The 18644-nt window shown below is 67.1% G+C and carries 19 protein-coding genes; 13 read left to right on the top strand and 6 right to left on the bottom strand.

Translation table 11 applies throughout. The features are described 5' to 3' along the window. Positions 1–38 precede the first annotated feature (38 nt). The 6 genes from OCH239_RS09655 (at position 39) to OCH239_RS09630 (ending at position 6556) form a co-directional block, all read left to right on the top strand. The gene (locus OCH239_RS09655) at positions 39–1163 is read left to right on the top strand and encodes an ABC transporter ATP-binding protein (RefSeq protein WP_037261679.1); all 1125 of its coding nucleotides are present in this window, start codon (positions 39–41) and stop codon (positions 1161–1163) included. A gap of 13 nt (positions 1164–1176) precedes the next feature. Continuing rightward, on the top strand, positions 1177–2064 hold the full coding sequence (locus tag OCH239_RS09650; RefSeq protein ID WP_037261677.1) for an ABC transporter permease subunit: 888 nt from the start codon (positions 1177–1179) through the stop codon (positions 2062–2064). 40 nt (positions 2065–2104) lie between these two features. After that, the gene (locus OCH239_RS09645; RefSeq protein WP_037261675.1) at positions 2105–2920 is read left to right on the top strand and encodes an ABC transporter permease; all 816 of its coding nucleotides are present in this window, start codon (positions 2105–2107) and stop codon (positions 2918–2920) included. A 206-nt stretch (positions 2921–3126) separates the two neighbouring features. Beyond that, a complete protein-coding gene (locus tag OCH239_RS09640) occupies positions 3127–4086 on the top strand; it encodes a TAXI family TRAP transporter solute-binding subunit (protein ID WP_037261674.1) in 960 nt (319 codons plus the stop codon). Continuing rightward, positions 4086–4535 (top strand): DUF1850 domain-containing protein, encoded by a 450-nt coding sequence (locus tag OCH239_RS09635; protein ID WP_157577842.1) that lies wholly within the window; start codon positions 4086–4088, stop codon positions 4533–4535. Before OCH239_RS09640 ends, OCH239_RS09635 begins: the two co-directional genes overlap by 1 nt. Before the next feature lie 5 nt (positions 4536–4540). After that, on the top strand, positions 4541–6556 hold the full coding sequence (locus tag OCH239_RS09630) for a TRAP transporter permease (RefSeq protein ID WP_211241978.1): 2016 nt from the start codon (positions 4541–4543) through the stop codon (positions 6554–6556). A 79-nt stretch (positions 6557–6635) separates the two neighbouring features. On the opposite strand, the gene ribA is transcribed toward OCH239_RS09630, so the two are convergent. Then, positions 6636–7724, bottom strand: a complete 1089-nt coding sequence (ribA, locus tag OCH239_RS09625) for a GTP cyclohydrolase II (protein WP_037261672.1) — start codon at positions 7722–7724, stop codon at positions 6636–6638. Between the two features lie 151 nt (positions 7725–7875). On the opposite strand from ribA, the gene OCH239_RS09620 reads away from it, so the two are divergent. Both OCH239_RS09620 and OCH239_RS09615 read left to right on the top strand, forming a co-directional pair. After that, entirely contained in the window at positions 7876–8559 is a 684-nt protein-coding gene (locus OCH239_RS09620) for a response regulator transcription factor (protein WP_037261670.1), read from the top strand. 225 nt (positions 8560–8784) lie between these two features. Continuing rightward, the gene (locus OCH239_RS09615; RefSeq protein ID WP_037261668.1) at positions 8785–9612 is read left to right on the top strand and encodes an MBL fold metallo-hydrolase; all 828 of its coding nucleotides are present in this window, start codon (positions 8785–8787) and stop codon (positions 9610–9612) included. Here the strand turns inward: OCH239_RS09615 and OCH239_RS09610 are convergent. Continuing rightward, on the bottom strand, positions 9599–10201 hold the full coding sequence (locus OCH239_RS09610; RefSeq protein ID WP_037261666.1) for a uracil-DNA glycosylase family protein: 603 nt from the start codon (positions 10199–10201) through the stop codon (positions 9599–9601). The genes OCH239_RS09615 and OCH239_RS09610 overlap by 14 nt on opposite strands. Positions 10202–10310: 109 nt before the next feature. Here OCH239_RS09610 and OCH239_RS09605 point away from each other — a divergent pair, with 109 nt between their 5' ends. Next, entirely contained in the window at positions 10311–11099 is a 789-nt protein-coding gene (locus tag OCH239_RS09605; RefSeq protein ID WP_037261664.1) for an SseB family protein, read from the top strand. Between the two features lie 3 nt (positions 11100–11102). Here OCH239_RS09605 and OCH239_RS09600 read toward each other — a convergent pair whose 3' ends face one another. The 4 genes from OCH239_RS09600 to OCH239_RS09585 form a co-directional block, all read right to left on the bottom strand. After that, positions 11103–11792, bottom strand: coding sequence for a DUF1194 domain-containing protein (locus OCH239_RS09600; protein WP_037261662.1), 690 nt, complete (start codon positions 11790–11792; stop codon positions 11103–11105). Continuing rightward, positions 11786–12220, bottom strand: coding sequence for a VOC family protein (locus tag OCH239_RS09595; RefSeq protein WP_037261660.1), 435 nt, complete (start codon positions 12218–12220; stop codon positions 11786–11788). The genes OCH239_RS09600 and OCH239_RS09595 overlap by 7 nt, the downstream gene beginning before the upstream one ends. 90 nt (positions 12221–12310) lie before the next feature. Further along, complete coding sequence (locus OCH239_RS09590) at positions 12311–13729, bottom strand: surface lipoprotein assembly modifier (protein WP_037261658.1); 1419 nt, start codon at positions 13727–13729, stop codon at positions 12311–12313. After that, positions 13726–14835 (bottom strand): hypothetical protein, encoded by a 1110-nt coding sequence (locus tag OCH239_RS09585; RefSeq protein WP_037261656.1) that lies wholly within the window; start codon positions 14833–14835, stop codon positions 13726–13728. Before OCH239_RS09585 ends, OCH239_RS09590 begins: the two co-directional genes overlap by 4 nt. A 210-nt stretch (positions 14836–15045) precedes the next feature. Between OCH239_RS09585 and thyX the strand changes: the two genes are divergently transcribed. The 4 genes from thyX (at position 15046) to OCH239_RS09570 (ending at position 18598) form a co-directional block, all read left to right on the top strand. Continuing rightward, the gene (thyX, locus tag OCH239_RS09580; protein WP_037261655.1) at positions 15046–15948 is read left to right on the top strand and encodes an FAD-dependent thymidylate synthase; all 903 of its coding nucleotides are present in this window, start codon (positions 15046–15048) and stop codon (positions 15946–15948) included. Between the two features lie 64 nt (positions 15949–16012). Next, on the top strand, positions 16013–16516 hold the full coding sequence (locus OCH239_RS22070; RefSeq protein ID WP_084782332.1) for a Panacea domain-containing protein: 504 nt from the start codon (positions 16013–16015) through the stop codon (positions 16514–16516). Next, complete coding sequence (locus OCH239_RS09575; RefSeq protein ID WP_157577841.1) at positions 16513–17199, top strand: hypothetical protein; 687 nt, start codon at positions 16513–16515, stop codon at positions 17197–17199. Before OCH239_RS22070 ends, OCH239_RS09575 begins: the two co-directional genes overlap by 4 nt. A 790-nt stretch (positions 17200–17989) precedes the next feature. Next, positions 17990–18598: an outer membrane protein gene (locus OCH239_RS09570; protein ID WP_037261651.1), complete on the top strand. Its 609-nt coding sequence runs from the start codon at positions 17990–17992 to the stop codon at positions 18596–18598. Positions 18599–18644: the final 46 nt, after the last annotated feature.

Here is an 18644-nt window from a genome sequence, read left to right as displayed (position 1 = left end):
CCGGCGCGGCCCCCTGCCTTTCCCGCATCGGAGCCGCGATGAGCCAGACGGTCTTTGCCCCCTGGAGTGACCCGGGTGCCAAACCCCTGATCGAATTCAGGAACGTCACGAAGCGTTTCGGCGATTTCACCGCGATCGACGGTCTGTCGCTGGGGATCTACGAGAAGGAATTCTTCGCGCTTCTCGGCCCCTCGGGCTGCGGCAAGACGACGATGATGCGCATGCTCGCGGGGTTCGAGACGCCGACCGAGGGCAGCATCCTGCTCTCGGGGCAGGATCTCGGCCGCGTGCCGCCGAACCGCCGCGCGGTCAACATGATGTTCCAGAGCTATGCGCTCTTCCCGCATCTCTCGGTCTGGGAGAACATCGCCTTCGGCCTCAAGCGCGAGAAGCAGGACAAGGATGCCATCGACGCCCGGGTCACCGAGATGCTGCGCCTCACGCGCCTCGAGAAGTTCAAGTCGCGCAAGCCCCACCAGATCTCAGGCGGCCAGCGCCAGCGCGTCGCGCTCGCCCGCAGCCTCGCCAAGGCGCCGAAGCTCTTGCTCCTCGACGAGCCGCTCGGCGCGCTCGACCGCAAGCTCCGCGAGGAGACGCAGTTCGAGCTCATGGACATCCAGGAGAAGACCGGCACCACCTTCGTGATTGTCACCCACGACCAGGAAGAGGCGATGACCGTCGCCTCCCGCGTCGCGGTGATGGACGAGGGTCGCCTCGTGCAGGTCGCGACCCCGCCCGAGATCTACGAACAGCCCGCCACCACCTATGTCGCGGACTTCATCGGCGACGTCTCCCTCATCGCTGGACGCGCAAAACCCGCCGGCGAGCGGGTCGAGATCGCCTGGGCCGAGGGCCAGCCGCCCATCGTCGCCACCTCCGAGACGTCGCTCTCGACCGACCAGTCCGTCCATTTCGCGATCCGCCCCGAAAAGGTGCACATCTCCAAGGAGCGGGACGAGACCCGCCCGAACCTGCTGCAAGGCAAGGTCGAGGACATCGCCTATCTCGGCAACATCTCGACCTATCACGTCCGCCTCTCGGACGGCACGCTCCTCAAGGCGCAGAGCACCAACCACCGCCGCCTCGCCAACCGCGGCATCACATGGGAGGACGAGGTCTATCTCTCGTTCACCGAGACCGCCGGCGTGGTGCTGACCGAATGAGGAGGGCCGCGCCATGAGACGTCTGCTGATCGCCGTACCCTATCTGTGGCTGCTGGCGCTGTTCCTGATCCCGTTCCTGATCGTCTTCAAGATCTCGCTCTCGGACATCACCCTGTCCATCCCGCCCTATTCGCCGAACCTCGATCTCTCGGCGGGCTGGAGCGGCCTCGTCGACTTCGTCCGGGCGCTCGATTTCGAGAACTTCGTCTTCCTCACGCAGGACGATCTCTACTGGAAGGCCTATCTCAGCTCGGTCTGGATCGCGTTCGTGTCGACGCTGATCACGCTCGCGGTCGGCTATCCCATCGCCTACGGCATGGCCCGGGCGGACCGGTCCTGGCAGCCGACGCTCCTGATGCTGGTGATCCTGCCGTTCTGGACCTCGTTCCTGATCCGCGTCTATTCGTGGATGGGGATCCTCTCGACCGAAGGCCTGCTGAACCAGCTGCTGATGAACCTCTGGATCATCGACGAGCCCTTGCAGATCCTCAACACGACCACCGCGGTCTATATCGGCATCGTCTACACGTATCTTCCGTTCATGATCCTGCCGATCTACGCGGCGCTCGAAAAGATGGACGACGCCCTGCTCGAGGCCGCCGAGGATCTCGGCTGCTCGCGGCTCGAGGCGTTCTGGCTGGTGACATGGCCGCTTTCGCGCGGGGGCGTGATCGCGGGGTGCTTCCTCGTCTTCATCCCGGCGATCGGCGAATTCGTGATCCCCTCGCTCCTCGGCGGGTCGGACACGCTGATGATCGGCAAGGTGCTGTGGGAGGAGTTCTTCTCGAACCGTGACTGGCCGGTGGCAAGCGCCGTGGCGATCGTGCTGCTGCTCATCCTGATCGTGCCCATCGTGCTCTTCCAGCGCAACGAGCAGAAGGCGCGGGAGGCCGAGGGATGAGCCAGACCGCACCGCACGCCGCCGCGACCCGGAGCCCGACATGAGACGCTTTTCCTGGTTCAACGCCACCTCGCTGACGCTCGGCTTCGCGTTCCTCTACCTGCCGATGATCATCCTCGTGATCTACAGCTTCAACGCCTCGCGGCTGGTGACGGTCTGGGGCGGCTTCTCGACCCGCTGGTACGGCGAGCTCCTGCAGGACGAGGCCTTCCTCGACGCCGCCTGGGTCACCCTGCGCGTCGCCGTCTTCTCCTCGACGATCGCGACGGTGCTCGGCACGCTCGCCGCCATCGTCATGGTCCGGATGGGCCGCTTCAGGGGCCGGACGCTCTTTTCCGGCATGATCTACGCGCCGCTCGTCATGCCCGAGGTGATCACCGGCCTCTCGCTCCTGCTCCTGTTCATCGGCATCGGCCTCGACCGCGGCATCTTCACGGTGGTGCTCGCGCACACGACCTTCTCGATGTGCTACGTCTCGGTCGTGGTATCCTCGCGGCTTGCCACCTTCGACACCGCGCTCGAGGAGGCGGCGCTCGACCTCGGCTGCACGCAGGCGCAGGCCTTCCGACTCGTGACCCTGCCGATCATCGCCCCGGCGGTGATCTCGGGCTGGCTTCTCGCCTTCACCCTCTCGCTCGACGATCTGGTCATCGCCTCCTTCACCACCGGGCCCTCGGCCACGACGCTGCCGATCAAGATCTTCTCGTCGATCCGCCTCGGCGTCTCGCCGCAGATCAACGCGCTCTCGACGATCCTGATCGCGCTGGTGACCGTGGGCGTGATCGCCGCCTCGCTCGCCACCAAACGCCGCGCCGACGCCGCCGAACGCGACGCCCGCGCGGCCATCCGGACGTGATGTAGACGAAACGTCGTGGCGGAACCGGGCAGGGGCACATCGACGGGTCCGCTGTCGAACGGCCCTGCCGGCTCCGATTTTCCGGGGTCTCTCGTCGAACCCGCCGCAGAGGATCTGGCCCGCCGTGCAGGATAGTGACCCGAGAACGGTTTTAACCTTCGCGCGTGCTCGCTAGGATCCTCCGGAACACAACAGGGAGGTTAACCATGATCATCACTCGTTCCATCGCGCTCGTCGCGGCCTTGGCCGCCGGGCCGGCCGTGGCGCAGTCGCAGCTTTCGATCGCCACCGGCGGGACCGGCGGCGTCTATTACCCCATGGGCGGGGGCCTCGCCGAGGTGATCAACAGCCATGTGGAGGGCGTGAGCGCCACCGCCGAGGTCACGGGCGCCTCGGTCGAGAACATGGGTCTGATCGCGACCGGAGACGCCGACCTCGCCATCGCGCTCGCCGACACGGTGCAGCAGGCCTATGCGGGCACGGGACGTTTCGAGGGCCAGCAACTGCCCATGACCCGCGCCGTGGCGTCGCTCTATGCCAACATGGTGCAGATCGTCACGCCCGCGGGCTCCGACATCGAATCCGTCTCCGATCTCGCCGGCAAGACGGTGTCGGTCGGCGCGCCGGGTTCGGGCACCGAGGTGAACGCCCAGACCCTGCTCGAGGCCAACGGGATGTCGTTCGACGATTTCACCGCGCAGCGGCTGAACTTCAACGAGACGGCGGACGCGCTCGCCAACGGCGACATCGATGCCGGCTTCTGGAGCGTCGGCGCACCGACCTCGTCGATCATGAACCTCGCCACCACGCAGGATGTCCGGATCCTGTCGCTCACCGAGGAGGAGGTCGCCGCGGCGCAGGAGGCCGACCCGACCTTCACCACGCTGTCTCTGGCCGGCGGCACCTATGACGGCGTCGACGAGGACGTCACCACCATCGGCGTGCCGAACGTGCTCGTCGTCTCGTCCGAGACCGACGCGGACCTCGTCTACGAGATCACCCGCGCCATGTTCGAGAACATCGACGAGATGCGCGCCGTGCACCCGGCGGCCGAGGAGACCACCGTCGACTTCACCATGTCGGCGACCCCGGTGCCGCTCCACGAGGGCGCGATCCGCTACTTCGAGGAAGCCGGCGCCGAGATCCCGGACGACCTGCGCGAATAATGCGCGCGCTCATCGCAGGAGGGGCCCTGTCCCTCCTGCTCGCCTCTCAAGCGCTCGCGGCCGATCTGGTCGCGCGGGTCGACGGCGGCGCCGAGATCGCGCGGTTCGAGATTGCCGACGGCGAGGGCTGGTGCGTGATCTGGAACCACTCGGTCCAGGGGTTCGAAGTGGCGGATTGCTACGAGAACCGCGGCGGCCGGATGGTGCTGGTCCGCTCGCACCAGCCCGACTTCGCCGCCGGCCTCGGCCACATTCCGGGCCGCGGGCGGCAGGTGTCCGACGGCGAAGGCGGCTACTGGATCCTCGACATCGACGAGCCGGTGCCCGGCGACGCCTACATCCTCAGAGCCGGCAGCCCGGCCGTCGATCACCGGCTGCGCACACCCGCCCGCCAAGTCTCGCTGTCGGCCGCCGCCGCCCGGCGCCCTGTCCGCATCTCCCTGGAGTAACCTTTATGGAACCGATTGCCGGCGCAGAGGACATGGCAGAGGACATGGGCCGCCCCACGCAGCCCCGGCTGGTGCTCCGCGCGATCGCGATCATCGGGATCGCGCTCTCGCTCTTCCAGCTCTACGCCGCCGGCATCCAGCCGCTCGGCCTCTTCTACCAGCGGCCCATCCATCTCGGGTTCATCCTCACCCTCTGCTTCCTCATCTACCCGGTGACCAAGGACAGACCGCGCGGGGCATTCGGCTGGGCCATCGACGGCGTCCTGATCCTCGGCGGCATTCTGGTCGGCTACTGGGTGCCGGCGAACATCGACGCCATCGCCAACGCGATCTTCCCGCGCACGCAGGACGTCGCGGTCGGGGTCGTCACCACCTTGCTGGTCCTCGAGGCCTCCCGCCGTGCCATCGGGCCGACGATCACCGTGATCGGCGCGGTCTTCATCGTCTACGCCTTCGCCGGCAACCGCGGGGAGCTGCCCTTCCTCGCCGACTGGCTGCCCGGCATCCTCAACCATCGCGGCTACTCGCTCGACCGCCTGGCCAGCCAGCTCACCCTCGGCGCCGAAGGCATCTACGGCATCCCGCTCGGCGTCGCGGCGACCTTCATCTTCATCTTCGTGCTCTTCGGCGCCTTTCTCGAAGTCACAGGCGCCGGCAAGTTCTTCATCGACCTCGCCTATGCGACGACGGGGCGGCAGCGCGGCGGACCGGCCAAGGCGGCGGTCATCGCCTCCGCGGGCATGGGCTCGATCTCGGGCAGCGCCATCGCCAACGTGGTCACCACCGGCGCCTTCACCATCCCGCTCATGAAGCGCCTCGGCTACCGGCCGGCACAGGCGGGCGGCATCGAGGCCGCGGCCTCCACCGGCGGCCAGATCATGCCGCCGCTCATGGGCGCGGGCGCGTTCCTCATCAGCGAGTTCACCCGCACCCCCTATATCGACATCGTCATGATCTCGATCTTCCCGGCCTTCCTCTATTTCGGGACGGTCTACCTGCTCGTCCACATCGCCGCGGTGAAGCGCGGGCTCGAAGGCCTGCCGGCCGAGGATCTGCCGCGCGCCCGCGATGTTCTCCGCGAAGGCTGGCACTTCCTGCTCCCCCTCGGCGTCCTCGTCTGGCTCCTCGTCGCGGGTTACTCGCCCATGCGCGTCGGCTTCTTCGCCATCGTCGCGGTGGTGGCCTCTGCAGTCCTGCGCGCCCTGCTGGCCTTCTTCCGCGAGGGACCGACGCGGCCCCGCGCGGCGGCTCTGCTCCGCGCCGGCGTCGCGAAGACGATGGAGGCGCTGGAGCTCGGCGCGCGGAACGCCGTCGCGGTCTCGGTGGCCTGCGCGCTCGCCGGGATCATCGTCGGCGTGGTCGGGCTCACCGGCCTCGGCCTCAAGTTCTCCTCAATGATGATCGCCTTCTCGGGGGGCAACCTCGTTCTCGCGCTTCTCCTCGTGGTCATCGCCAGCCTGATCCTCGGCATGGGGCTCCCGGTGACGGCGGCCTATATCGTGCTCATCATCCTGATCGGCCCGGCCCTGACCGAGGAATTCGGCATCCCGCTCCTCGTCGCCCATCTCGTGGTCTTCTGGTGGAGCCAGGATTCGAACGTCACGCCACCGGTGGCCCTGGCAGGCTTCGCGGGTGCGGCCATCGCGAACGCCTCGCCTATGGAGACCTCGGTCCAGGCCTGGAAATTCGCCAAGGGCCTCTACCTCGTGCCGCTCTTCATGGTCTTCAACGAACCGATCATCGTCGGCGGTCCCGTGCCTCTGGTCCTCTGGAACGGTCTGCTCGCGATCCTGGCGCTCACGGCCTTCGCCGCCGCGATCGAAGGGCACCTCTTCGCGCCCATGCCCCACTGGCAGAGAGGGCTCGCCGCGCTGGCAACTCTCGCCGTGTTCTGGCCGTCCGTTCCGATCGAGGCGGTCGGCGCGCTGGCCATCGTCCTCCTCATCGCCCGGAACATCGCTGTCGCGCGGCGCAGCCCGGTACCGGAAGGACCTCCGGCGCACGTCCCGGAAGAATCCTGACGAAAGCCCGGCATCGGGCTGCCGCAGGGGGCCTCCGCACCCCTGTCGGACCGGTCCGGATCGCGTCCGCCGAAGCGGCCTAGAGCAGGTGGCCCGACTTCGCCGCCTTGGTGGCGAGGTAATGGTGGTTGAACCGCGTCTCGCCGACCTTGAGAGGCACGCGCTCGGCGACGGCGATGCCGCTCTCCTCCATCCGCGCGATCTTGGCGGGATTGTTGGTCAGCAGCCGCACGCGCCCGACCCCCAGCCGTTCCAGCATCTGTGCGCCGAGGCGGAAATCGCGCTCGTCGTCCTCGAAGCCGAGCCGGTGGTTGGCCTCAACCGTGTCGAAGCCCTGATCCTGCAACGCATAGGCCCGCATCTTGTTGGCGAGCCCGATGCCGCGGCCCTCCTGGTTGAGGTAGAGCAGGATGCCCGCACCTTCCTCGCCCATCTGGGTGAGCGCGGCGTTGAGCTGCGGGCCGCAATCGCATTTGAGGGACCCCAGCAGATCGCCGGTAAAACAGGCCGAATGGAGCCGCGCCAGCACCGCTCCGGACCGGTCCGGGCGGCCGATCTCGATCGCGTAATGCTCCTCCGATCCGTCGGCGGGGCGGAAGATGTGCAGCCGCGCATCCTCGGCCGCGCGCAGCGGCACCCGCGCCGTCACCACGTGATCGAGCGCGGCGAGGCGCGTGAGGTGCGGCGCCGCCTGCGCAGCATCGAGCAGCGAGATCCCGTGCGTGGCCGCAAAACCCGAGCCGTCCGCCAGAGGCACCACCAGCGCGGCGGGCAAAAGCCGCGCGGACTTCACCAGCGTCAGCGCCAGCCGGTGCAGCGAAGGATCGCCCCCGCGGCGCGTCCTCAGCGGCCCCTTCATGGGCTGGGCAAGATCGTCCTTGGGATCGGCCACCGCCTGCACCCAGGTGAGCCCGGCATCCGCGGGCAGGGCCACCCGCGCGATGTCGCCGTCATAGGCCCGCGCCTTCAGCGTCTCCGCGCGCCGCCCAGTGAGCGCGAGATCGGCCTCACCTAGCGCCCGCGCGTCCCGCAGCCGCTCCTCGCTCAACGTCTCGGCGGCCAGGACCAGCGCCGCGCCCTCTTCGCCCGCCAGCACCACCGGAACGCCCATGCGCAGGTCACCGCGGGCGCGCGCCAGCGTTTCGGTGAGGTCGGGGGCGAAGGACATGGGGCATCCCTTTCGAGGCAATTCCGGCGCAGCTGCAACATGTCTGTAACATGTCGCCGTCGGCAGACACGAGCCCGTGAGTCTCCTGCCACAAATCTTGTCGCAAGGGCGTCCACCTCACATTTGCGACACACCAAAGGAGGCACCCAATATGGCGCAACTGAAGAACATTCTTCTGGTCGACGACGACGACCTGCGCGAGGCCCTGGCCGAGCAGCTCGTCCTCACCGAGGACTTCGAGGTGTTCGAGGCCGAGACCGGAGCCGCCGCGATGAGCCGCACCAAGGAGCAGCTCTACGACCTGATCATTCTCGACGTCGGCCTGCCCGACAATGACGGCCGCGAGGTCTGCCGCCTGATGCGCAAGCAGGGCGTCAAGGCGCCGATCCTGATGCTCACCGGGCATGACAGCGACGCCGACACCATCCTCGGCCTCGACGCGGGCGCCAACGACTACGTCACCAAACCCTTCAAGTTCCCCGTCCTGCTCGCCCGCATCCGCGCCCAGCTGCGCCAGCACGAGCAGTCCGAGGACGCGGTCTTCCAGCTCGGGCCCTACACGTTCCGCCCGTCGATGAAGCTTCTCGTCGACGAGGCCGAGAAGAAGATCCGCCTGACCGAGAAGGAGACCAACATCCTCAAGTTCCTCTACCGCGCGCCCGATGGCGTGGTGCCGCGGGACGTGCTCCTGCACGAGGTCTGGGGCTACAACGCGGGCGTGACCACCCACACGCTCGAGACGCACATCTACAGGTTGCGTCAGAAGATCGAACCGGACCCGTCCAATGCCCGCCTTCTGGTGACCGAATCGGGCGGCTACCGGCTGGTCTCCTGAAGTCCGGAATTTCGGACCTGACGGCGGGAACCAAGTATGGTTCACTTGGTTACTGTCACAGCCCGTGGGCACGTGCGGGGTATCACGTGCCAACCTCCCTGTTGGACCTGGCCGGGCTCTCAGCCCGGCCTTTTTTTCTGCACCGCGCAGGGTTTGTCCCACGCCATCGTGATGCCGTGCTCAACCCTACGGTTGCTAGCCTCGCCTCCGACAGGAGGTGCCGCCATGATCCGATCCGCTCTCGCCCTGACCCTCGTTCTCGCTGCCGGGAGCGCCGCCGCGCAGGAGGCGCGAACCCCCAGCCACTGCATCGCCATCGCCGAGGCCGATCCCGGGATCGAGTATCTGCACAAGGCCAGCTGGCAGGCTCCGATCGAGGAATACGGCGTGCGGATCCGCTACATCGCCCACGCCTCCTTCCTCATCCGCACCGAGGGCGGGATCAACGCCGTGACCGATTTCACCGGCTTCATCGGCAACACCACGATGATCCCCGACGTCGTCACCATGAACCACGCCCATTCCTCGCACTGGACCCCGAGCCCCGACCCGGCGATCCCGAACGTGCTGCCGGGCTGGAGCGGGGAGACCGGCGAGCCCGTCGACCACCATCTCGACCTCGGCGAGATGCTGGTCCGCAACGTCTCGACCGACATCCGCTCGGCCTTCGGCGACCGCGAGGAGAACGGCAATTCGATCTTCGTCTTCGAGACGGCGGGCCTCTGCATCGCCCATCTCGGCCATCTCCACCACGAGCCCAACGACCAGCAATACGCCGCGCTCGGCCGCGCCGACGTGCTCATGGTCCCCGTGGACGGCGGCTACACGATGAGCCGCGAGGCGATGATCCGCGTCGTCGACCGGCTGAAATCCTCCATCGTGATCCCCATGCACTGGTTCGGCCCCTATGCGCTCGAGGATTTCCTCGACGGCGTCTCCGACCACTGGGCGATCGAGCGCACCGGCTCGTCGACGCTCGACGTCTCGCTCCGCACGCTACCCTCGCGCCGCACGGTGATGGTCCTCGAGCCGGAATTTCTCACCGACGAGTGAGCGCCGCTCCGACCGCACGCTGCAGCTCCGGCACGACCTCGCCCTCGAACCACGGATGGCGCCGCAGGAAGGCGTTGTTGCGCCACGAGGGATGCGGGATCACGAAGGTGCCCGGCGCCTGCGCCCGCCAGTCCGCAACCACGTCCGACACGCGGCGCGTGTCGCCGAGATGCCGCCTGATCGCGTAACCGCCGATCAGAATGCGCACCTGGACCGGTCCGATCGCCTGCAGCGCATCGCCATGCCAGGTCTCCCAGCAGACCTTCGGCGGCGGCAGGTCCGATCCCTTGGCATCGTAGCCCGGAAAGCAGAACGCCGTCGGCAGGACGGCAACGCGCGTCGTGTCGTAGAACGTCTCCCGATCCACGCCCATCCAGTCGCGCAGCCGGTCGCCCGAGCGGTCGTCGAAGGGTCTGCCGCTCTCGTGCACCCGCAAGCCCGGCGCCTGTCCGCAGACCAGCACCCGCGCGCCCGCCGAGAACCACACGCAGGGGCGCGGCGCATGCCGCGTCTTCGTGGCCGCGAACCGCTCCGCGCAGATCCGGCAGCCGCGGATTTCGTCCTTCAGCTCTTCGATATCGCCCGTCATCGCGCTCTTACGTGGACCTCGCGCGGGCAGGGGACAAGCCCGCACCCCCTTGCCATCCGGCGCCCACACCCTCAGCTTGCGCCCGACCCGGCTTGAGAAGGCGCCCCAGATGACCGAAGACACCCCGCTCGACACCGCCCGCGCCGCGATGGAGGCCGCACCCGAGGACGACAACGCGCGTCTCGCCTTCTACGCCCGCCTCGCCGAATCCGAGCTCTGCCTGATGCTGACCGAGGAAGCCAAGGGCGACAACATCTCGCCCGAGCTCTTCGACGTCGATGGCGGCCGCTTCGTGCTCGCCTTCGACCGCGAGGAGCGCCTCTCCGCCTTCGCCGGCCGGCCTGCGCCCTACGCCGCGATCCCCGGCCGCGCGCTGGCCGAGATGCTGGCGGGGCAGGGGGTCGGCCTCGGCGTCAATCTCGACCGCGAGGAGACCTCCGCGCTCATCCCCGCCGATGCGCTCGGCTGGCTGAAGGACACGCTCGGCCATGCCCCCTCCGAGGCCGAGGCCCGCCCCGAGGAGGTCTCCGCCCCGGGCCATCTGCCCGAGGGGCTGCTCACAGCGCTCGACGAAAAGCTCGCCCGCGCCGCGGGTCTCGCCCGCCGCGCCTACCTTGCCGAAGTCACCTACGAGGGCGGCGCCAAGGGGCATTTGCTCGGCATCACCGGCGCCGCCGACGGCGCAGAGCCGACGCTCGCCCGCGCGATCAACGAGGCGCTGGTCTTCTCCGGTCTCGAGGCCGGCGCGCTCGACGTGACCTTCCTCGAGGAGACCGACCCTCTCGCCGCGCGCCTCGCCCGCGTCGCCCTGCGCTTCGATCTGCCCGAGCCCGAGGCGCCGAAGGCTGCCCCCGCCGCGCCCGGCAGCGATCCCGAAAGGCCGCCGCGCCTGCGCTGAGCCTCAGTTCAGCCCGATAACCAGCCCGTTGATCTCGCGGAAGAGCTTGCGGGTCATCGCCTGTCGGAATCCCGCATAGCCGTCGGAATATTCGACGAAGGCGTCCGGCCCGTGCCGCACCATGCGGTCGTAATAGGCGTCGACCTCCGGGTCCGCTCCGAGCACGGCGAGCCCGTTCACCGTGATGTTCTCGAAAGGGTAATGCTTGTAGGCGAGGTCCGGCGCGAAGCCGTCATTGGTGACCCCGTCCCCCGAGACGTCGATCACCTGCCGCGCGCAATCCGGCGCCCGCGTCATCGTGTTCGACCCGAAGCCGAGCGCATAGCCCATGGCGGTCGGAAACCGGGTCTGGCTGCGGGGGGTCGCTTGCAGGATGCCGATGACCCGGTCGATATCGGCGGAGCTGCGGATCAGCATCCAGTCGACCACGACTTCAGATTGCCGCCGCCCGCTCCATTCATAGGCGCCGAGCGCGACGCTCCCCGGGCCGAGCAGCAGCGCGCTGCGGATGTCGTCGCTGGCGAGGGCCGCCGAGAGCCCGTCCTTCTGGAGAAGGTACTCCTCCTCGTCGACCGAGGAGGAGACGTCGAGCGCAAGAAGCAGGGCGAGGCGGCAGTCCTGCGCCCGGGCCGCGGGGGCGGCCCAGATCAGGGCGGCGACGAGCGCCGCGCAGAGGAGACGAACTCCTACCAATGCCCCTTGTTTTCCATGCTCGCCCAGGGCTCCTGCTCGGGCAGCGCGTCGCCCTTCTGCAGAAGCTCGACCGACACGTTATCGGGCGACCGGACGAAGGCCATGTGGCCGTCGCGCGGCGGGCGGTTGATGGTCACGCCGTTGTCCATGAGCTTCTGGCAGAGCCCGTAGAGGTCGTCGACGCGGTAGGCGAGGTGGCCGAAATGGCGGCTGTCGTCCGGCAGCGCGTCGTCGCCGTCCCAGTTATAGGTCAGCTCGACGTCGTTGTGGCCGTCCTCCTGACCCGGCGGGCACATGAAGACGAGCGTGAAGCGGCCCTTCTCGCTCTCCGAGCGGCGGCGCTCCTTGAGGCCCAGCATCTCGTAGAAGGCCATGGATTTCTCGAGATCCTTCACGCGGACCATGGTGTGCAGGTATTCGATCGACATCTTTTGCCCTTGATTGTCCGGATTGGTTCACCGCCAACACTAGGCGAAGCGCCCCTCAAGTCGAGGGTCTTCACGCGGCGCGGGACGCGATCAAAACTTCGAGCGGATGCCGAAGGCGACGCCGAATTCCTCGCGATCGTAGAGCCCGAGCGTGCTGTCGTTCCGCGTCGCGCGCAGCGTCACGTCCGGCACGAAGCCGAGATAGTCGATCTCGTCGAGCGTGACCGTCGCGCGCGCCGTGTAGCGCCTGTCGTCGCGCCCGTTCTCCAAAAGCGAGATTTCGTCGTGATGCCGCCCCGCCGCCGAGAGCGCCAGCGACAGTCCCGCGCCCCAGATCGGCCTCGCAAAGCCGAAGCCCAGGGTCAGCTCGGTCTCGTCGAAGTCGAGATTGCCGTCCTCCGAGCTCTGGTCGCGGTAGGCGAGCGCCCCGCTGACCTGATGTCCGGACCCCAGAATGTGCACGAGCCCGGCAGAGCCGCGCCAGCCCTGCGCATCCGCGCGCGATCCCAGCCCCTCCTCGAGATCGCGGGTGATCCCGGCGCGCCCCATGAGCGTCGGCGTGATCGCCTGCCGTACGCCCGCGCTCGCCCGCCATGTCTGCGACAGCGGATCGCCCCCGTACCAGTTGCGCTCGGCCGAGGTGCCGAAGGACAGCTCCGTGCGCCCGTCCTCCGTCCGCCAGTCATGGCCGACCCCGATCCGCACCGCGCTCAGCGCAAAGTCCGATCCCTCGACATCCGGCGCATCGTCCCGGCTTTCCTCCGACAGGGTGTAGGTCCGGTGGGTCAGCCCGAAATCGAGCGTCGTCTTGCGCCGCGCCGTCTCGGCCAGCCGCCGCGAGGTGGACAGCCCCGCGGAATACTCGATCCCGGACAGCGCCTTGGCCGAGGGGCCAAGCACGAAGACCGGCTGGAAGCCGCCCGGCACACTCCCGCCGAGCGAGATCGGCACCTCGTCCTCGCTCGACCCGTCATTGATGTTCGACGACGGCGAGACCGAGAACGACAGCCGCGTCGACCACGGGTTGCGCGCACGCACGTAGCGGAAATCACGCACCGCCCGCGCCTCGTGCGAAGGGGAGGGCGCGACCTCGACCGCGCGCCGCAGCCAGAACTGCGCCCGCGTCCGCGCCCCGTCCGAGGCCAGCGCCTGAGCCACGGCGAGCGCCGCGGCATAGCGGTCCCCGTCGTCCGTCGCCCCGCGCCACGCCGCGAGCCCCGCCTCCCGCGCGTCCCCGTAGCGCCCGAGGTCCCGTGCCGCCCGGCTGCGGATCAGCAGCGCCTGCACGTCGCCCGCATCCCGCGCCAGCAGCGCGTCCGCCAGTCCCAGCGACATCTCGAGCTCTCCCGCCGCCCAGGCCCGCGCCGCCATCACCCGCATCTGGTCCGGCGTCAGCGTCTCGGCCTCCGCCGGACCGGTCCAGGGCAGCGCAACCGCCAGAGCCGCGCCGCGGAGAAGACAGCCGCCCTTAGCGCAGAGCCGGAAGAAAAGCCCCGCGCCGCGCCTCATTGCCGGTAGACGATGAATCCGCCGGTTTCCTGGAAAGCCGCGTCCCGCCGCGGATCGTCGCCCGTCATCACCAGCACGCCGACGATCTCGCCCGCGTCCTCGCCCGACATGATCGCGTAATACTCGCCCTCCGCGGCGGTCGCCTGGGTCCCGTCGTCGAATTCGAGCGTCGTGAACACCGATTGCACGATCTCCCCGTTGGCATCCGCGACATCCGGGCTCACCACCGAGCCCACCTGCGGCATCACCGCGTTGCCCGATGCGTCCCGCGGCACCACGAGGCCGTCGTTGTCCTCCTGCAGCGCCGCGATGTACCGGTCCGTGATGTCGGTGCCGTCGATGTCGTAGAGCCGCCGGTTCGCCACCGTCAGCGACACCCCCGCCTGCGCGTCGTTGAAATCCTTGAAGTCGATCCGCATCGACGCATCGCCCGTCAGGTATTCGAGCCCGGACACCCCGTCGAAGATCCGCACGCCCGCGTAATCGCCCGCATAGACCGCATCCCCCGCCGTCGGCAGCTCCAGCGAGGTCGCATTGCCCGCCGCATCGACCCCGTTGCGCTGGTAGACGAAGCCGCCGAAGCCGTAATCCACGAAATCCCCGCTGCGCACGATCGCGAACTCGGTCTGCCCGCTCGTCGAGACGCCATAGATCGCCCGGTAGGCGAGGTTGTCGACCACCGTGCCGGTCACCGGATCGACGCTGGTCACGTCGCTCTCGTAGACCGCGAAGGGCCCCAGCGATCCGACCGCGTTCTGGCTGCCCGGCCGCCCCCCGCGCCGGTAGACGTTGTCCCCGTCGAAGGCGAGGTTGTCGACCTCGAACGTGTCCGTCGCCGCATCGTAGGCGATCGCCTCGGCAAATCCGCCGCCGCTCTCCCCGCGCGGCTCGTAGCGCACGATCGAGCTGTCGGGCGTGGGTGCCTCGGTGCCGGGCGGCAGGCCCCGGTCGCTGTCGATCGGCGTCCCGGGGTCGCCGTCGCCCCCCGTCCCGGGCCCGGCATCCTCCCCGGTCTCGGGATCGAGCGGGTTCTCCCCGTCGTTCCCCGTGCTGCCGCAGGCGCCGAGAAGCGCCAGCGTCAGGATCGTCGCCACGATGCGGGTCATGCGCTCACTGCCTCGATTTGCACGCTGCCTGCGGTTTCGGCCACGATGTCGCCAGGCTTGACCCCAAGTCAATCTGACCGTGCCGAAGCCGTGCCCGTTTTCCCGCAATGTGCGACCGATTTGCCGCCACCCGATGTGGTGGTTTTTGCGCGCAGTCTCTGCAAGATATAGCTGGACCCCGACTCATTTGCCGCCGAGAGGATGCCGCCCATGCCCCTGAGCCCCGAACAGCAGGCCGAGATCGACGCCCTCCGCGCCGAGCCCGCGCCCACCCTGCGCGCCACCGTCCCGGCGATGGAGGAGCATCTCTACCGCGCCGCCCCCGTGCTCGACCACGGCTTCGTGCGGGTTGTCGACTACATGGGCGACGACAGCGCCATCTGCCAGGCCGCCCGCGTCAGCTACGGCCGCGGCACCAAGTCGGTCTCCAACGACGAGGGGCTGATCCGCTACCTCATGCGCCACTGGCACTCGACCCCCTTCGAGATGTGCGAGATCAAGCTCCACGTGAAGCTGCCGGTCTTCGTCGCGCGCCAGTGGATCCGCCACCGCACCGCCAACGTGAACGAATACTCCGCCCGCTACTCGATCCTCGACCGCGAATTCTACATCCCCGAGCCCGACGCACTCGCCTCGCAATCGACCTCCAACAACCAGGGACGGGGCGAGGCCCTTGCCGGGGAAGAGGCCGAACGCGTCCTGCGCTATCTCCGCGACGACGCGATGCGCGCCTACGACCATTACGAGGAGATGATCTCGGACGACGGCCAGCAGGGCCTCGCGCGCGAGCTCGCCCGGATGAACCTGCCCGCCAACATCTACACCCAATGGTACTGGAAGACGGACCTCCACAACCTCCTCCATTTCCTGCGCCTTCGCGCAGATTCCCACGCCCAATACGAGATCCGCGTCTACGCCGAGGCCATCGGAGAGATGGTCCGCGACTGGGTCCCCTTCGCCTACAGGGCCTTCGAGGATTACCGCATGGGCGGAGCCGTCCTCTCCGCCGCCGGCCTTGATTGCGTGAAGCGCATGCTCAAGGGTGAAGAGGTGACGCAGGAAACCTCCGGCATGTCCAAGGGGGAGTGGCGGGAGTTCCGCAGCATATTGTAGTGCGCGGCCTTGACTCAGCGTCATTTAGCACGGAAAATGAACAAGAAGTGAACAAAGGTGGTAAATGAGCGGTCTTGATGTGCGGGTTGTTGCGAACATCGTGCTGCGTCAAGCGCAGATAGAGCGTGTCGCCGTAACAAACCTGCATCTCAATAAGGCATTGTATTTTATGCACGTTGATCGGCTACGCGAATGTGGGCAGCCACTCGTAAGTGCCAAAATCGAAGCGTGGGAATACGGACCTGTTTTTAGGGAGGTTTATAACCAGTTCAAGCGGTATAGGGGAGGGGCGATTCGCGATTTGGCGCGTCGGCCAGACTATGAAACTGGCGAGCTTGTAGTAGCTTGGGATGATATCCCAGCCGACTATCAAGATTACATCCGTGAACTTGCCAGATTCTACATAAGAATTCCAGCATCCGTTTTGGTGGATATGTCGCACGCGAAGGGAGGCGCGTGGGATGCTGTTTGGAACAACAGCGGTCCAATCAATCTGGGTATGGAAATTACTGACGATAAGATTCGTCAGTTTGAGTTAACATCTGGCGCTAGGATACATAGGCAATGACTCCTCTCCAAAAACTAGATCGTCCGCCTGCGGTCGAGAACTGGGCACGAATGCAGCATCTGGACGTCGATAAGACGACCAAGCAGCTGGTTAGCTTTCTAACAGGTATTGTTCCTTGGAACTACAGTATCGCAAAGTCCTGCGCCAAGTGGCAGATCGAAGATGGGATAGATCGGCGTACTGCGCTCCATATAGTTCGCGAGAAGGGCTCTGCATTGGGGCGCAAGCACAATGCGGAGGTCGTGGAAGCATGGTTCGACTTTGTGGCCGAAAACCCGATAAGTGGCGTACGGGCGTTCGATGACTTTGTTGAATGGTTTCCACTCGGACCGGGTATTCGCGTTCCGATTAAACCCCTCACCGTAGTTCGTGATCAAGGTCACTTTTCGCCTGTCTTCTTCATTCCATGGAGCAAAATTCCGTTCTCTGACTACCAGGCACGGCTACTTTTCTCGATTCTTGAGAGGTCGATTTTTCGGCACACGGACTTCGAGAAATCTCCTGGGAAAATTATCTTTTTTCCAAAGGTGCCAACTGGTTCATTGGGCTGGCAGCGAAAGCCATCAATCTGGTGTCGGGGTGACTTCGATCTGTTAACTGACACTCAAATCATTGAGCAAATCGAGGTTTTTGAAGCAAGCCGAGAGCGAGCGAAAGAGTGGTTTGAGCAGAATTTAGGTTGATGGCCCATTTATTGCAGAACTGATCCCGAACGGGCCGCGGCCCGTTCGGCCCGTGTCGGGACCGGGCAACGTGCCGGGCCGGGCACCTTTCGCACACCTGGATGAACGGGCCGCACGCATGTGCGGCCCGCGGCGCGTCACCGTCCGGGAGCGGCGCAGGCGCGGAATGCCCCCATCCCCACGCGCGGGTTTGGAGGCAGAGGCATGGCGCCCTCTCGCCGGGACGACTCGAGCCGCCGCCCGGACCCCGGGATGTCCCGCCCGGCGCCGGGACCGGCAGGGCAGGCGGCCCTCCGGTCCGGTCGTCCGGCCGGACCCGCCCCGCCGTCTCCCGGCTCCGCGCCCCTCCGGATCGCCCCGATCCCGCCCCGCGGCACGCGCGAGTGGCGCAAACTCTGCGTCCAGCGTCGAAACGCGCCCGAATTCCGTACAATTCGCACCCGATTTCTTACATTTGTTACGAAACCCGGAGCGGCCGGGGCAGTTTTCGTGACGTCAGCCTCAGAGGCCGACGCCGCCTCGAAGCGGCGCGTCTCCGCCGAAAATCCGCCCCCGGCGGGAGATTTCGAAACCCGGCGTTACCGTTTCGTGATCACCTCCCGTGGCGTCATGCGCCAGACTCCGCCGGTTCCGTCAAGTTTTTGAAATATCTCGCGGATGTGGCCTCAGAGTCGCCACAAACCCGTGACTGGCGGGGGCTGGAACATTGGGGCGTTCGTGGCCATTTCCTCATAACTCGACGGGCCGGGACAAGGTCCGCCGCTCAAGAAACTCCTACGGAGAGCAGACAATGAAACGCTTCCTCATCACCACCGCAGCCATCGCCGCGACCTCCACCACCGCCTTCGCCGGCAGCATCTCGCAGCCCGCGCCCGAGCCGGTCGTGACCCAGCCCGCCCCGCAAGTCGTTGAACCGACACCGACTTATGACTTCTCCGGCTTCTCCGCCGGTGCCCAGCTCGGCTACGGCGACATCCAGGCGGACGATGACGACGGCACCGACCTCGACGGCGACGGCACCCTCTACGGCCTGCGCATGAACTACGACCGCGACTTCGGTAACGTCGTCGTCGGCGGCGGCGTGAACTACGACGCCGGCGAGATCGAGCTCGACGACGGCCCGGCCGTCGACGGCATCCTCCGCGCCGGTCCCCGCGTCGGTTATAACTTCGGCCGTTCAATGGTTTACGCAGGCGGCGGTTACGCCAAGGCGTTCACCGACGATGACGATCTCGGCGATTCCAACGGCTACTACGTCGGCCTCGGCACCGAGACGTTCCTGACCGAGAACATCACCGCCGGTGGCGAGATCAACTACCACGAGTTCGACGATTTCGACGCCGAAGGCATCGACGCCGACGCCACCACGGCGAGCCTGAACATCAACTACCGCTTCTGATCGGGACCCTCGTCCCGACCGAGCAAGAGGGCCCGCGCCATCCGCG

Origin of the sequence: Roseivivax halodurans JCM 10272, from assembly GCF_000521785.1 — a bacterium.
GTDB classification, from domain to species: domain Bacteria; phylum Pseudomonadota; class Alphaproteobacteria; order Rhodobacterales; family Rhodobacteraceae; genus Roseivivax; species Roseivivax halodurans.
Note: the sequence above shows the minus strand (reverse complement) of the source record. Positions and strands in the feature narration are given on the sequence as shown.